Here is a 14,766-nt window from a genome sequence, read left to right on the forward strand (position 1 = left end):
GACGGGTTTGCCGTTGATACTGGGCCTACCGCGCGTCCTCGAGGTCCTCGAGGGCTTCGGGGTTCTCGATGCTGCTCATGTCGCCCAGCTCCTCGCCCGTGTAGGTCGCTTCGATCGCCCGACGGATGATCTTACCCGACTGTGTCTTGGGGAACTCGTCGACGAACAGCACCTCTCGGGGACGGAACGGCTTGCCGAGCTCCTCGCCGACCTGTGCGCGAAGCTCCTCGCGGAGCTCGTCGCTTTCCTCGTGTCCGTCCTCGAGAATGGCGTAGGTGACGACCGCGGTTCCGGTCGTGTCGTCGGGAGCGCCGATCGCCGCGGCCTGGTTGACCGCCTCGTGGTCGATCAACGCACCCTCGACCTCGGCGGGGCCAACCTTGCGGCCCGCGACGTTTAAGGCGTCGTCGGCCCGCCCGTGGAGGAACCAGAACCCGTCCTCGTCTTGTTGGGCCCAGTCACCGTGGTTCCACATGTCCTCGAACCGCGACCAGTACTCCGTGAGGTAGCGCTCGTCACCCGACCACAGCGACTTGGTCATCGACGGACACGAGTCGCGGGCGACGAGATAGCCCCGTTCGTTCTCGTCTTTGATCGACTCGCCGGCGGCGTCGACGATGTCGATATCCATACCGAGGCCGGGACCACCCAGCGTACAGGGCTTGAGCGGCTCGGTCGGCATCGGCATCAGGAAACAGCCACAGATCTCGGTGCCGCCGGAGATGTTGATAATCGGGGCCTCGCCGTTGCCCACGTTCTCGTAGAACCACCGCCAGGATTCGGGATCCCAGGGTTCGCCCGTCGAACCCAGCAGGCGCAGCGAGGAGAGGTCATGGCCGGAGAGCCAGTCGTCTCCGTGCTTTCGCAGCGCCCGGATCGCCGTCGGCGAGATGCCAAACTGGGTCAGCTCGTGGCGGTCGATCATCTCCCAGAACCGATCCGGCTGCGGGTAATCGGGCGCGCCCTCGTACATGAAGACAGTACCGCCGAAGGTGTGGGTACCGATCAGCGTCCAGGGCCCCATCATCCAGCCGATGTCCGAGACCCAGAAGAACCGGTCCGAGGGCTTGAGATCCATCCCGAAGTAGACCTCCTTCGGACACTGGACCTGGACGCCAGCGTGGGTGTGGACGATCCCTTTGGGCTTGCCCGTCGTCCCCGACGAGTACAGCAGCATCGACTCCTGATCGGAGGCCAGCGACTTCGTCTCGTACTCGTCGGACCGACTCTCGACGGCGTCGGTCCACCACTCGTCGCGGCCGTCAGTCCAGGGAACGTCGCCGTCGTCCTCGCTTCCCTGCTCGCGGGCCTTTGGCCCGCTCGCACGGTCCGAGGGACGCTCAGCGTCCCTCGCTACTCGCTTTCCCGAGGCGCTTTGGGCCTCGCTACCGAGTCGATCGAAAACGATCACGTCCTCGACGTAGCCGGCCTCCTCGATCGCCTCGTCGGCCGACCCCTTGAGACGGACGGGGCTCCCCCGCCGGTAGAAGCCGTCGCCGGTAAACAGCACCGAACACTCCGAGTCGGCGATCCGGGTCGCGGTGGCGTCGACGCCGAACCCCGAGAAGATCGGCACTGCGATCGCGCCGACCTTGAAACAGCCGTAGAGGATCGCGGCGACCTCGGGAACCATCGGCATGTAGAGCCCGACCGTATCGCCCGTCTCGATACCCCGTTCCTCGAGGGCGTTTGCAACCTGGTTGGACTGGCGGCGCAGCTCGTGGTAGGTAATCTCACGAACCTCGCCGTCCTCGCCCTCCCAGATCGTCGCGACCTTGTTGCGCCGTTCCTCGTCGCGGGCGGCGTGGCGGTCGACGACGTTGTGCGCGAGGTTGAGTTCCCCGCCGGGGTACCAGTCGGTGAACTGCGGTCCCCCGCGATTCGCAGTTTCACCGTCGTCCCGAACCTCGTCGTACTCCTCGTAGAACTCGATTCCGAGATAGTCGACCAGCTCGTCCCAGAACCAGTTGACCCCGCTCTCGGGTTCGTTCTCGAGCTCGGTCGTCGTCCGCTCGATCAGCTCCTCGTAGTCGTCGATCCCGTACTCCCGCATGAACGCGGCGACGTTGGTCGATTCGACGAACTCCTCGCTCGGTTCGTGAACGACCTCGTCGACGTCTTCCAGACTGGTGTTTCCTCCCATCGTCACTCTCACTCGTAGGTTAGCGTCATACCCCCATCAAACAACAGGTCGCCACCGTCGAGGTGTCGGCCGAGATCCGAAAAGCCGAGGACGAAGAGGTTGCCGACGTCGATCGGCTCCATCATCTCCTTGACCCGGGACTGGCCGACCATCACGTCCTCGATCACCTCCTGGACGCTGATACCGCGTTGCTCGGCGGTGTCCTCGAGCTGGGCGGTCACGAGTGGGGTCTTCACGTAGCCCGTACTCACCGAAAACGAGCGGATCTTGCCGTCGCCCTCGGCGGCGATCGACTGGGTGAGCCCGCGCAGCCCGAACTTCGAGACGTTGTACGCGACCTTGTCGCTGGTGACGTAGTGGGCGTGGACCGACGCCATGTTCCCGACACAACCCTGTCCGTTCTGGGTGTCCCGAAAGTGGGGCATACACAGCTTCGAGAGGTAGATCGGCGCCCGAAGCATGATCCGGTGGAGCCGATCGTAGGTCTCCATCGGGAACTCCTCGATCGAGTCGATGTGTTGCATCCCCGCGACGTTCGCGAGGTACTTGAGGTCGCCGAGATCGGCGGCCTCGGCGACGATCCGTTCGATGTCGTCGTCGACCGTGAGATCGCCCACGATCGGGACGATCTCCCCCTCGAGGCCCAGCTCCTCGCCGCGAGCAACGGTCTCCTCGAGTCCCGTCTCGTCGATGTCCGTGATCGCGACCGTGAGCCCGTTGCCCGCAGCCGCCAGCGCGGTCGCCCGGCCGATACCCGATCCGCCTCCCGTGACCAGACAGACGTTCCGTCCGGTGAAGGCGTCGTCCGCGATGCGATGGATGTCCTCGTTGGTGATCGTTGGCGGACTCACCTGCTCCTGAGACATACCATGTAGCTGTACCGCAACCCGCTAAAGCGGCCCCGTTAACATATCAACAGGCACCGACCGTCGACGGGTCACGGGGCGACACAAATGCAAACGATTAATATTCTTATTATGCTATTCCGTCTCGTGCTATGATCGACCTCGACCTCGACATGCGGCAGTACGACTGCCCGTTTATCGACACGACCGACGACGTCGATATCTCCTTCTCGGCGGTTCAGTGGCAGCTCGACACCGACGCCGAGAAGCTCGAGACGCGCCTCATCGCGAGGGGGGACTCCACGGGGGCGCTGGACCAGGGGCTTCAGGAGCTTCAGTCACATCCGAACATGCGGGAGTGTTACATCCTCTCGAAGCGCGAGGACGTCGCCGAGATCGGAACGACGATCGAGCAGACCAACGCCATGCGGGCGATTCAGCGAAACGACGGCTACATCACCGGGCCGTTCCGGATCGAGGACGGCCGCGAACGCTGGCACGTCGGTTTCGACGACGACGAAGCCGAGGACCGAACGCTCGCGGAGCTCGAACGCCACAACGACTTCGCGGTCGAGGACCGGGATCAGTTCGGGCCGACGACGCTGTTCGACCTCCTCGAGAACTCCGACAGCGCGCGACAGCTGCTCGAGGGGTGTCGGTCGCTGACCGACACCGAGCGGGAGACCTTCGAGGTGGCCTCGCGGAACGGCTACTACGAGACGCCCCGCGAGACGACCCTCGAGGAGCTGGCCGACCACTTCGAGATCTCGAAGACCGCCGTCTCGATGAACCTGCGACGTAGCGAGCGGAAGATCCTCAAGGCCGCGCTGGGCGCGATCGAGGGGTTAGCGGATCGCGACGAGCTCTGATCGGGACGGCGGTCGCCGACGAGTTACCAGAACTGTGAGTTGTGTCTGACGTACGTTTATGGTTCCGGACCCTTCCCTAGAAGGTATGTCGAACAACCGCGTGGAGCAGCTCGAGTCGACCGTCGCCGAACTCGAGTCGACCGTAGAGGGACTGACGAGCGAACTTATCGAAGCGAAAGAACGAATCCGCGTCCTCGAGGCGGAGCTCGACGCGGACACGCCGACGCGCGTGCCGGAGCGACGCAGCGAGGACGACGCGGCCGCCGAGCCAGCCGAAAGCGAGAGCGCGGACGCGGAGCCGTCCGACGACACCGAGGCCGAGGAGACGGCCGCGGCAACCGACGAGGAGGCCGACGACGAAGCGGAAGACTCAGGTAGCGACGACATCATCGTCGCATAACCGCGCGACCGCACGCCGATCGAGCCGCGACGGCCGAGCCGACGGAGGATTCGAGAAGGGTATGTACATCAAGGCGCTCGTCTTAGATAATTTCAAGAGTTTTGGCAGGAAGACAAAGATCCCGTTCTACGAGGACTTCACGGTCGTCACGGGGCCGAACGGCTCCGGCAAGTCGAACATCATCGACGCCGTGCTGTTCGCGCTGGGGTTGGCCCGGACCCGAGGGATCCGCGCCGAGAAGCTGACCGATCTCATCTACAACCCCGGTCACGAGGACGGTTCGACCTCCGAGGGCCCCCGCGAGGCAGTCGTCGAGGTCGTCCTCGACAACTCGGACCGGACCCTCGAGCGCTCCCAGGTCGTCAACGCCGCCGGCAGCGACGACGTCGGCGACGTCGACGAGATCCGCATCCGTCGCCGCGTCAAGGAAACGGAGGACAACTACTACTCCTACTACTACCTGAACGATCGGTCGGTCAACCTCTCGGACATCCAGGATCTGCTCGCACAGGCCGGCGTCACTCCGGAGGGGTACAACGTCGTCATGCAGGGCGACGTCACCGAGATCATCAACATGACTCCCCACGCTCGCCGGGAGATCATCGACGAGATTGCCGGCGTCGCGGAGTTCGACGCCAAGAAGGAAGACGCCTTCGCGGAGCTCGAGACGGTTCAGGAGCGGATCGACGAGGCCGAACTCCGCATCGAGGAGAAGCGGGATCGGCTGGGCCAGCTCGAGGACGAACGCCGCGAGGCGCTTCGGTACCGCCGGCTGCGCCGCGAGAAAGAGGAGTACGAGAGCTACCGGAAGGCCAGCGAGCTCGAGGAGAAACGCGAGGAGCGAGACGTCCTCGAGGACGCGGTCGGCGACCTCGAAGACGAGCTCGAGGACCTCCGGCGAACACTGGACGAACGCCAGGGGACGGTCGTTCGCCTACAGGAGGATCTCGAGGATCTGAACGCGGAGATCGAGCGGAAAGGCGAGGACGAACAGCTCCGGATCAAAGGCGAGATCGAGGAGCTCAAGGGAGACATCTCGCGGCTCGAGGACAAGATCGAGGCCAGCGAGGACCAGATCGAGGCCGCCGAGTCCGACCGCCGGGAGGCGTTCGTCGAGATCGACCGCAAGCAAGAGGAGATCGACGAGCTCGAGGACGAGATCCGCGAGCACAAACTCGAGAAGGCGTCGGTCAAAACGGAGATCCAGGAGCGAGCGAGCGAGCGCGACGAGCTCGAGGCCGAGATCGAGGCCGTCGACACCGAGTTCGACGAGCTAAAATCCGATCTCGCCGAGCGCAAGGACGACCTCGAGGTGGCCAAAACCGAGCGCAACGACCTGCAGCGCGAGCAGGATCGCCTGCTCGATGAGGCCCGGCGACGCTCGAACGCCATCGAGGATCTCGAGGCCGAGATCGAAGCGAAACGCGAGGAGCTTCCCGAGCTCGAGCAACGGGAGTCCGATCTCGAACGCGAGCGACGGAAGGCCGAGGCGAACCGCGAGAACATCGCGGACGTCGTCGACGATCTGAAAGCCGAGAAGCGAGACGTCCAGTCCGAACTCGAGGACGTCGACGACGAGATCCAGTCGAAACAACAGGAGTACGCAGAACTCGAGGCCAAGGCCGGCGAGAGCGGCGACTCCTCGTTCGGTCGGGCGGTGACGACGATCCTCAACGCGGGGCTCGACGGCGTCCACGGCGCGGTCGCCCAGCTGGGGTCGGTGTCGGGCGAGTACGCGGTCGCCTGTGAGACCGCCGCTGGGGGCCGACTCGCGAACGTCGTCGTCGACGACGACGGCGTCGGCCAGCGGTGTATCGAACACCTGAAATCGCGCAACGCCGGGCGCGCGACCTTCCTTCCGATGACCGACATGCACGAGCGCCGACTCCCGTCGGCTCCGACCGACCCCGGCGTCGTCGGCTTCGCGTACGACTTAGTCGAGTTCGACGAGCAGTACGCCGGAGTCTTCTCGTACGTGTTAGGCGATACGCTGGTGGTCGAAGACCTCGAAACGGCCCGCTCGTATACGGGCGACTACCGGATGGTCACGCTCGACGGCGATCTGGTCGAAAAGAGCGGCGCGATGACCGGAGGCTCCCGGAAGGGATCCCGGTACTCCTTTACCGGTGGCGGCGAGGGCCAACTCGAGCGCGTCGCGAGCCAGATCACCGAGCTCCAGGACGAACGGGAGTCGCTGCGCGAGGAGCTACGGAGCGTCGAGGAACGCCTCGACGACGCCCGGGACCGCCAGACCGACGCGGCCGACGAGGTCCGCTCGATCGAGAACGAACTCGAACGGATCGAGGACGACCGGGAGACGATCCGGGAATCGATCGCCGACCGCGAGGACGAACTCGAGGAGCTGCGCGAGGAACGCGACTCGGTCGACGAGCGCATGACCGAGATCTCCGAGGAGATCGAGGAGCAAACGGAGACGATCGCGGAGATCGAGGCCGACATCGAGGAGCTCGAGGCCGAGCTCGAGGACTCGAAGATCCCTGAACTCACCGAACAGATCGAGGCCCTCGAGGCCGAGATCGACGACCGCGAGGATCGAATCGACGAGCTCGACGGGAAACTCAACGAGCTGGGCCTCCAGAAGGAGTACACCGAGGACGCGATCGAGGAGCTGCGCGACGACATCGAGGAGGCCCAGAACCGGAAGGCCGACCACGAGGACCGGATCGCCGAGCACGAGGACCGGATCGCACAGAAACGCGAGGAGCTCGAGGCCAAACACGAGGCCGTCGCGGAGCTCGAGGAGGAGCTGACCGAGCTCAAGGAGGACCGCAGCGAGCTCAAGGAGGAGCTCGCCGACGCCCGGACGAAACGCGACCAGCAACAGGACCGGGTCAACGCCGTCGAGAGCAAACTCGAGGACCGACGCGATCGGCTCGCGGACCTCGAGTGGGAGATCGAGAGCCTCGAGGACGAGGTCGGCGACTACGATCCCGAGGACGTGCCGGACCACGAGACCGTCCTCGAAATGATCGAGCTCCTGACCGCGGACATGGAGGCAATGGAGCCGGTGAACATGCTCGCGATCGACGAGTACGAGGAGGTCCGCGAGGACCTCACGGAGCTCGAGGAGGGGAAAGCCATCCTCGTCGAGGAGGCCGAGGGAATCCGCGACCGGATCGAACAGTACGAGACCCAGAAGAAACGGACGTTCATGGACGCCTACGAGGCGATCTCGGGACACTTCACCGAGATCTTCGAGCAGCTGTCGGAGGGGACCGGGTCGCTACATCTCGAGGACGAGGACGACCCCTTCGAGGGCGGGCTGACGATGAAGGCCCAGCCGGGCGACAAGCCGATCCAGCGCCTGGACGCGATGTCCGGCGGCGAGAAGTCCCTGACCGCGCTCGCTTTCATCTTCGCGATCCAGCGACACAACCCGGCACCGTTCTACGCGCTCGACGAGATCGACGCCTTCCTCGACGCCGTCAACGCCGAACGGGTCGGCCAGATGGTCGAGGAGCTGGCGGGTCGAGCCCAGTTCGTCGTGGTCTCGCATCGCTCGGCGATGCTGGATCGCTCGGAGCGGGCGATCGGCGTGACGATGCAACAGGACAACGTCAGCGCGGTGACCGGGATCGACCTGAGCGACGGGGACCACGACGAGGTGCCCGCGGATGACTAGCGGACCGAACGAGGACCGGACCGACCCGCGAGACCGCGGGGAGGACGGGTCCCGTTGTCCCGTGCGAACCGACGGCGGGAACACCGACGACGAGATCCCGCTCGACATCGCTGGCCACGGCGACCGCGACCGGGAGTCGGTGTTCGAGTTCGACGGCCTCGAGTCGGGGGAGGACGGCCCCGACCCGGTCGAGAGCGAGGACGGGGACGACGCGGAGGTCGAGCCCGTCGAGTTGCTCGTCCAGCTCGCCGAGGACGGCGAGATCGATCCCTGGGACATCGACATCGTCGAGGTGACCGATCGGTTCCTTGAGGCGCTCGACGACGTCGACCTGCGGACTTCGGGCCGGGCGCTGTTTTACGCGAGCGTCCTGTTGCGGATGAAAAGCGACGAGCTGTTCGGTCCCGACGAACCCGAGGAAGAGGAGCTCCCCCCCTGGGAGGCCCCCTTCGCCGACGAGAGACCGGCTCCGGAGTCGGGCGAGGAGCCGGCGTTCGATCCCGTCGAGGGGCTCGAGGCGGAGATGGAACGCCGGCTCGAGCGCAAACACGCCCGCGGGAAACCGGAAACGCTCGACGAGCTGGTCCGCGATCTCCGGGAGGCCGAGCGGGACACGTGGTGGAAAGACTCTCGGAGCTACGATACGAGCGACTCCCCGCGGGGATACGATCGGGGCGTTCAGGAGCTGAGCTATCACGCTGAGGATCAGTTCCGGGTCGACGACGAGCCGACCAGCGACGACGTCACGCATACGACCCACGAGGAGGATATCGAACGCGTGATCGACGATGTCGAGGCCGAACTCGAGTCCCGGTACGAGCGAGGACGCGACGAAGTGTTGTACGCCGAGATCGACGACGCCGGCGGCTCCCGCGTGATGACGTATCTCGCCGTGCTCTTTCTGTCACACCGTGGAACGATAACGCTCGAGCAGGACGAGCTGTTCGGCGATCTCTGGCTACAGCGGGTCGAGCCGGACGGCGATCGGGTCGAACCGGTCGCGAACTGAGCGGGCGGGGAAGGCGGGCGGCGACCCACTCACACGGACGAGAGAGAAGAGGTTACGACGCGGTGAGGCTGCTGGCCGACTCCTTGAACTGCGAGAGATTGGTCACGAGCGTAATCAGTGCGAACAGCGCCGTGATGATCGCCGCGAGGGCGACGCCGGGGATCGAGAGCAGGCCGACCGCGGAGGCGACCAGCAGGCTTGCGCTCGCCGCGACTGCGGTGACGTAGTACTCCCGTACCGCGCGGTCGTTTGCGAGCTGGGAGTCGAGTTCCCCGGTCCCCTTGTCGGTCGCCTCGATGTAGGGCGCGAAGATCTCGAGCTGGTCGGTCGGCTTGACGATTCCACGGGGCTGGTTGTATTCGACGACGCCTTCCTCGTCGAGTTTCGGCAGGTGGGACTGGTACAGGGGGATGTAGACCCGCTGGCGCTCGGTCGAGGACAGCTCCGCGATCGTCGTGTCGTTCTCGCGGGCGGCGACGTACTCGGCGACGTCGCGCATCTTGACGGGACCGTCCTCCTCGAGGAGATACCGGATCGTATCCCGACGTCGGTTCGTCTGAAGAAGGTGGAAGATATCGTCGCTGGAGAGCTCCGGCGTCTCGTCGGACTCCATCTCCTCCGCGTCGTCCGATGAGTGGGCTGAACGGTCAGTTTCGAGGGTCATGCTCTTCACTCCAACACTGGTATCCGAATACACATAAAACTTTCCGTGACAATCTGAATATCTGAACATATTTCTATAACTCGCCGCTCTATGGAAAATTAATGAGTTAAAAAGTGCACAACTGTTGCACTTCGTGATCGGCGATCGGTCGCCGACTGCCTTCCGAGCGTATCGTCGGGTAGCGTTCGTCTCTTACTCGAACGAAAGGGGGGATACAGTGATAGGGGTTGTTCCAACGATATTTGGTATGGTACTAGCTCGCAGGATTCGGATAGGATTACCATAACGACGGCTCTCACCGTCCGCTGGTCGATACCGAATCGAGAACTCAGTATCCGGTCGTTACGCTTCGGCTACTCGGTTGATAATGGACCGATTGTCGATCCAAAACCGTTCCAGCAGGCAAACGACTCTAGTCGAGGTACTCGCCGGCCAGCAGATCGACTCGCTCGCGGGTCTCCTCGGGGATCGCTTCAGAGGGCGTGTTGATCGTTCCCTCGAGGGCGTTCCAGGCCTCGCTCTCGAAGTCCTCGGGCATCGTCCGGATCGCGTGCTCGATGACGGCGTTGATCGACTCCTGGTTGGCCTCGGCGTTCTCGAGGACCTCCTGCAGGGTGACCTCGCTGTCCTCGTTCCAGACGTCGTAGTCCGTGACGCCCGCGACGGTCGCGTAGCTCAGCTCGGCCTCACGGGCCAGTTTCGCCTCCGGGATAGTCGTCATACCGACGATGTCCCACCCCTGGTCGCGGTAGAACTCGCTTTCGGCCCGGGTCGAGTACTGCGGTCCCTCGATGCAGACGTAGGTCCCGTCCTCCGAGACCTCGGCGTCGGTAGCCTCGCGTGCGGAGTCCGCGAGGTGGGCAGCGAGCGCCGGACAGTACGGCTCGGCGAAACTCATGTGGACGACCATCCCGTCGCCGAAGAAGGTCGGCGTTCGGTGTTTCGTCCGATCGTAGATCTGATCCGGAACGACGAGCGTCCGGGGCGGCAGGTCCTCGCGGAGGCTTCCGACGGCGTTCGTCGAGATGACACGATCGACACCGACGGACTTCAGCGCGTAGATGTTCGCCCGGTAGCTGGCCCCCGTCGGCGTGTGCTGGTGGTCTTCGCCGTGTCGCGGGAGGAAGGCGACCTCCTTCCCGCCGAGTTCGCCGAGGGTGACGTCCTCGCTTGGCTCCCCGTAGGGCGTCGAGACCGACTCCGTGGTGACGTTCTCGAGTGGCAGTGCCTCGTAGATACCGCTCCCGCCGATTACTCCGATCGTCATGAAGAACCGTCGAACCGGCGGGGACGTAAACGGTACGATACGAACGAATCGGGGTGACGGTCCGGGGGCGCTCAGTTCCCGTCGCTCGCTCGTGTGTCCCGCGCGGTTTCGTACCGTCGACGTGCGTCCTCGAACAGGACGCGGCCAACGTCGGTCCGGATCCGGGGCTCGGCCGTCGCGAAGAACTCGTCGAGGTGATCGTACTCGCGGAAGGCGTCGTCGGGATCGTCAGTCGGGTCGTACCGTCGCTCGCGTTCGTACCTGACCGCCTGCAGGCACATGTCGACGAGATCCATGTCCTTGACGAACCGCGCGACGTCGTCCTCGCGGCGCTCGTAGCGCTCCCAGAGGGTGCGTAGCTCGTCGCCGAACGGCTCGAGCAGCGCTGCGATCGCCGTTCGCTCGCGGCGTTCTTTCGTCTCCGGATCGACCGTCTCGGCGGTCGAGTCCGCGCGGGTCGGGACGTCGCCGATCTCGGCCTCGGCGAGATCGTGAACGACCGCCATCCGGAGTGCGCGATCGGGATCGATGCCCGCCGCGGGCGCGTAGCACAGACAGAGCAGCGCCACGCCCCAGGAGTGTGCGGCGACCGATTCGGGGTCCTCGACGCCGCGGAGCTGCCATCCCGTCCGGCGTTCGTCTTTGAGCGCGAGCGACCGGAGGACGGCCTCGGTACCGTTCGGAACGCCGGCCGTCCCGTCGCGGTCGGCGTCGTCCACGGTCGGCTACTCGACCAGCGTCCACTCGCCGTGGTCGACCATCTCGACGACTTCACGACGGTCCATCTCTCGCAAGACCTCCTGCAGGCGATCGGGCTGAGCGATCTCCATCTCCATGCGCTCGATGCCGTGGTACTCCGAAAGGTAGTGACGGAGCTCCTCGCTGGTGAACACGTCTTGGTCGGCTCGCTCCATCGCTCCCGAGATCAGGTCGACCATATCCTCGATGAAGTTCCAGGGGTAGACGACCCAGGTCCACTCCCCGAGCCGTTCCCCGATGTAGTCGGGTTCGTACTCGCTGGTCTGGAGGAGCTGGAGCGTCGCGGTGCGGACCTCGTCGGCACCCCGTTCGTCGACGTACTCGTAGGCTCGCTCGATCGAGCCACCCGTGTCGGCGATGTCGTCGATGATGAGGACGTCTTTCCCCTCGACGCTGCCCTCGGGCATCGGGTAACGAACGGTCGGCTCGCCGCTTTTCTCCGCGGTGCCAACGTAGTGTTCCATCTTCAGGCTCGTCAGATCGTCGAGTCCGAGGAAGTCACAGATACAGCGGCCCGCGAACCAGCCGCCACGGGCGAGCGCGACGATGACGTCGGGCTCGAAGTCGTCCCGTCGAACCTCGTCGCTGACGTCGCGACAGAGGCTGTAGATGTAATCCCAGTTCGTTATGGTACAGTCGAAATCGTCCGGTAGGTCGGACATCTGGTGGCCACCTACCCGAAGGAACTCGTCCCGTCCCCATAAGTGGGCCTGAATCGAGCGCCTCGGTGTGGGAAAAACAGCCACACACCTAAGGTAGTTCAGTACGAATGTGTTGTAGGTTCAACTTATGCCCACGACACAGGATTTCGAGTACCTGCTCGAGTGTGAGAACGTAATCGGCGTCGACTACGACGAGGACGCGAAGGAAGTTCGGGTGTTCGTCTCCCGGAAGGTACCGCCCGATACGCTCGAGGACGAGGACGACGTCGAGAAACGCGTTCGCGAGGTCGGCGACACCGAGATCACCGTCGACGTCGTCGACGCCGGCTACGGCGAGGAACGGCAGGGGTTCGATCCGCTGTCGACTCTCGAGCCGGTTCCCGAGGCCGCGGAGGGACGGAGCGACCGCAAACGGCCAGTTCCCGCCGGCGCGAGCGAGGCAAACGCGGCGCTGTCGGCGGGCACCGGTGGTCCCTACCCCGCGCGGGTCACGGGAGACGCCGAGGACGCTGTCTGGGACGAGGCGGTCGAACCCGACGACCTCGTCCGCCTCTCGAACAATCACGTCTACGCGCGCTCGAACGAGGCCGAGCTCGGCGAGTCGATCCTCCAGCCCTCACCCCACGACGGCGGCGACCGGGGCGACGAGGTCGGCGAGCTCGTCGGCTACGTTCCCATCGAGGACGGCGTCCGGGTCGACGTCGCCGCGCGATCCGCCGATCCGGAGCGAGAGTCCGACCGGTATCACGAACTCGACGAGGCGTGGCCGACGGGCGTTCGCCGGGACGGGTACGGCGAACTCCGCGGCGAGGCGCTGACCAAGACGGGACGGACGACGGGGGTCACGAGCGCGACCGTCGAGGCCACGAGCGCGACCGTCGAGGTCGAGTTCGGCGCCGAGCAGGGGACGGTGCGGCTTCGGGATCAGCTGATCACGGACTACATGTCCGAGGGTGGAGACAGCGGCTCGTCGGTCTTCTGCGAGGACGGCGAGCTCGTCGGCCTGCTGTTTGCCGGCTCGTTCCAGCAGACGATCTGTAACCGGATCGAGAACGTCGAGCGCCAGCTCGGAGTCGAGATCCTCCTCGAGGACGACGGAGACGACGAGAACGGGGACGACCCGGGCGACGGATCGGACGTCCCCGTCTACACGACCACCGTCGCGACCGATCTCGAGGTCGACCTCCAGACCGCCGTCCTCGAGCTCGAATCAATCACGTTCGACGAGCGGCCCCGACCGGGGGCGACCGTCGCCGCGACGGTGGTCGTCAAAGCCGACGATCCCGGCGAGTACTGGCTCGAGGCCGGCGGCGACCGCCGGACGTTCGACCTCGGGGACGCCGACCGCGAGCGCGAGATCGACGTCGAGGTTCCGATCCCCGAGGATTCAGGAGCGACCGCCACGGTTTCGCTCCGCGGCGGCGTCCTCGAGTAAGCGGCCGACGGCGGGGACAGTCCGTTCGGCGCGCCAACACCGTCCGAACCGGTGACGGCGATGGTTTGATACCGCGGCCGTTCGAGGCCGACGGTATGGAGACGATTCGGGTCCTGCAGGTCGACGCCTTCACCGACGAACCGCTGACGGGCAACCCCGCCGGCGTCGTCCCCGACGCCGACGGGCTCACCGACGACCAGATGCAGGCGATCGCCCGGGAGCTGGGGCTAAGCGAGACCGCGTTCCTTCGCTCGAGCGACGACGCCGACCGTCGAGTTCGGTACTTCACCCCCACGCAGGAGGTCGACCTCTGTGGCCACGCGACGATCGGCAGCTACGCCCACCTCTGCGACGAGGGGCTCGAGCCGGGGACGACGACCCTCGAGACGAACGTCGGCGTCCTCGAGATCGAGGTCGAGACCGACGGCACCGTCTGGATGACCCAGAACGACCCTCGGATCCGTGAGATCGAGGTCGGCTACGATCGGGTCGCCGACGCGCTCGGTGTCGAGGCGGCTGCCCTCGAGGGTGCCAGCGACGACATCCCGCTGGCGGTCGCCTCGACGGGACTCCCCTTCCTGATCGCCCCGATCACGTACCTCTCGGATCTCGGTGCGGCCGAGCCCGACATGAGCGCGATCGAAGAACTGACCGCCGACGTCGACGCGACCGGGATCTACCTCTTTACGTTCGACACGCTCGAGCGCGAGTCGACGCTGCACGGACGGATGTTCGCTCCCGGTGCGGGCGTCCCCGAGGACCCGGTTACCGGAACCGCAAGCGGCGCCGTCGGCGCGTACCTCGATCGGTTCGGTGCGTTCGACGACGACCTCCCAGAGGAACTGCGTCTCGAACAGGGCCACTACGTCGACCGTCCCGGAACCGTCTCGGTCCGGGTCGACGATCAGGTTCGGATCGGTGGTCGCGGCGTGACGGCTCTCGACGGTAGCCTCGTCGTTCCGGACGCCGAGGACGACGAGATCCTCGAGCCCTAGCCCGCCCATATCCCGGAGTGTTCCACAACTGGTCGCTCTCCTGACGTGCCAAAGTTGCCGTCGAGTCGGCAAACT

The 14,766-nt window shown here is 65.2% G+C and carries 12 protein-coding genes; 6 read left to right on the forward strand and 6 right to left on the reverse strand.

Going from position 1 to position 14,766, the window contains the following annotated elements; all coding sequences use genetic code 11:
- Positions 1–25: 25 nt before the first annotated feature.
- On the reverse strand, positions 26–2,143 hold the full coding sequence (locus tag NATOC_RS02870; RefSeq protein ID WP_015319911.1) for an AMP-binding protein: 2,118 nt from the start codon (positions 2,141–2,143) through the stop codon (positions 26–28).
- An 8-nt stretch (positions 2,144–2,151) separates the two neighbouring features.
- Positions 2,152–3,009, reverse strand: a complete 858-nt coding sequence (locus NATOC_RS02875) for an SDR family oxidoreductase (RefSeq protein WP_015319912.1) — start codon at positions 3,007–3,009, stop codon at positions 2,152–2,154.
- A 131-nt stretch (positions 3,010–3,140) separates the two neighbouring features.
- On the opposite strand from NATOC_RS02875, the gene NATOC_RS02880 reads away from it, so the two are divergent.
- The 4 genes from NATOC_RS02880 (at position 3,141) to NATOC_RS02895 (ending at position 8,909) form a co-directional block, all read left to right on the forward strand.
- Positions 3,141–3,857 carry a helix-turn-helix domain-containing protein gene (locus NATOC_RS02880; protein ID WP_015319913.1) on the forward strand — a complete coding sequence of 239 codons (717 nt, stop codon included), beginning with the start codon at positions 3,141–3,143 and terminating at the stop codon, positions 3,855–3,857.
- A gap of 85 nt (positions 3,858–3,942) precedes the next feature.
- The gene (locus NATOC_RS02885; protein ID WP_015319914.1) at positions 3,943–4,257 is read left to right on the forward strand and encodes a DUF7518 family protein; all 315 of its coding nucleotides are present in this window, start codon (positions 3,943–3,945) and stop codon (positions 4,255–4,257) included.
- Between the two features lie 61 nt (positions 4,258–4,318).
- Positions 4,319–7,900 carry a chromosome segregation protein SMC gene (gene smc / locus NATOC_RS02890; protein WP_015319915.1) on the forward strand — a complete coding sequence of 1,194 codons (3,582 nt, stop codon included), beginning with the start codon at positions 4,319–4,321 and terminating at the stop codon, positions 7,898–7,900.
- The gene (locus NATOC_RS02895; RefSeq protein ID WP_015319916.1) at positions 7,893–8,909 is read left to right on the forward strand and encodes a segregation and condensation protein A; all 1,017 of its coding nucleotides are present in this window, start codon (positions 7,893–7,895) and stop codon (positions 8,907–8,909) included. The genes smc and NATOC_RS02895 overlap by 8 nt, the downstream gene beginning before the upstream one ends.
- A 52-nt stretch (positions 8,910–8,961) precedes the next feature.
- Here the strand turns inward: NATOC_RS02895 and NATOC_RS02900 are convergent, their stop codons facing one another.
- From NATOC_RS02900 to NATOC_RS02915, 4 genes are all read right to left on the reverse strand, one after another.
- Complete coding sequence (locus tag NATOC_RS02900) at positions 8,962–9,573, reverse strand: DUF7344 domain-containing protein (RefSeq protein ID WP_049888632.1); 612 nt, start codon at positions 9,571–9,573, stop codon at positions 8,962–8,964.
- A 412-nt stretch (positions 9,574–9,985) separates the two neighbouring features.
- The gene (gene mtnP / locus NATOC_RS02905; RefSeq protein ID WP_015319918.1) at positions 9,986–10,840 is read right to left on the reverse strand and encodes an S-methyl-5'-thioadenosine phosphorylase; all 855 of its coding nucleotides are present in this window, start codon (positions 10,838–10,840) and stop codon (positions 9,986–9,988) included.
- A gap of 71 nt (positions 10,841–10,911) precedes the next feature.
- On the reverse strand, positions 10,912–11,559 hold the full coding sequence (locus NATOC_RS02910; protein ID WP_015319919.1) for an HD domain-containing protein: 648 nt from the start codon (positions 11,557–11,559) through the stop codon (positions 10,912–10,914).
- Between the two features lie 6 nt (positions 11,560–11,565).
- Positions 11,566–12,261 carry a phosphoribosyltransferase gene (locus NATOC_RS02915; protein ID WP_015319920.1) on the reverse strand — a complete coding sequence of 232 codons (696 nt, stop codon included), beginning with the start codon at positions 12,259–12,261 and terminating at the stop codon, positions 11,566–11,568.
- 127 nt (positions 12,262–12,388) lie between these two features.
- On the opposite strand from NATOC_RS02915, the gene NATOC_RS02920 reads away from it, so the two are divergent.
- Together NATOC_RS02920 and NATOC_RS02925 are read left to right on the forward strand one after the other, a co-directional pair.
- Positions 12,389–13,696, forward strand: coding sequence for a chymotrypsin family serine protease (locus NATOC_RS02920; protein WP_015319921.1), 1,308 nt, complete (start codon positions 12,389–12,391; stop codon positions 13,694–13,696).
- Between the two features lie 95 nt (positions 13,697–13,791).
- The gene (locus NATOC_RS02925) at positions 13,792–14,691 is read left to right on the forward strand and encodes a PhzF family phenazine biosynthesis protein (RefSeq protein WP_015319922.1); all 900 of its coding nucleotides are present in this window, start codon (positions 13,792–13,794) and stop codon (positions 14,689–14,691) included.
- Positions 14,692–14,766 lie beyond the last annotated feature (75 nt).

Source organism: Natronococcus occultus SP4, assembly GCF_000328685.1.
Lineage (GTDB): Archaea > Halobacteriota > Halobacteria > Halobacteriales > Natrialbaceae > Natronococcus > Natronococcus occultus.

Coding starts and splice junctions, on each gene's coding strand:
- NATOC_RS02870 (WP_015319911.1), bottom strand. CDS start 2,143: ATGGGAGGAAACACCAGTCTGGAAGACGTCGACGAGGTCGTTCACGAA.
- NATOC_RS02875 (WP_015319912.1), bottom strand. CDS start 3,009: ATGTCTCAGGAGCAGGTGAGTCCGCCAACGATCACCAACGAGGACATC.
- NATOC_RS02880 (WP_015319913.1), top strand. CDS start 3,141: ATGATCGACCTCGACCTCGACATGCGGCAGTACGACTGCCCGTTTATC.
- NATOC_RS02885 (WP_015319914.1), top strand. CDS start 3,943: ATGTCGAACAACCGCGTGGAGCAGCTCGAGTCGACCGTCGCCGAACTC.
- smc (WP_015319915.1), top strand. CDS start 4,319: ATGTACATCAAGGCGCTCGTCTTAGATAATTTCAAGAGTTTTGGCAGG.
- NATOC_RS02895 (WP_015319916.1), top strand. CDS start 7,893: ATGACTAGCGGACCGAACGAGGACCGGACCGACCCGCGAGACCGCGGG.
- NATOC_RS02900 (WP_049888632.1), bottom strand. CDS start 9,573: ATGACCCTCGAAACTGACCGTTCAGCCCACTCATCGGACGACGCGGAG.
- mtnP (WP_015319918.1), bottom strand. CDS start 10,840: ATGACGATCGGAGTAATCGGCGGGAGCGGTATCTACGAGGCACTGCCA.
- NATOC_RS02915 (WP_015319920.1), bottom strand. CDS start 12,261: ATGTCCGACCTACCGGACGATTTCGACTGTACCATAACGAACTGGGAT.
- NATOC_RS02920 (WP_015319921.1), top strand. CDS start 12,389: ATGCCCACGACACAGGATTTCGAGTACCTGCTCGAGTGTGAGAACGTA.
- NATOC_RS02925 (WP_015319922.1), top strand. CDS start 13,792: ATGGAGACGATTCGGGTCCTGCAGGTCGACGCCTTCACCGACGAACCG.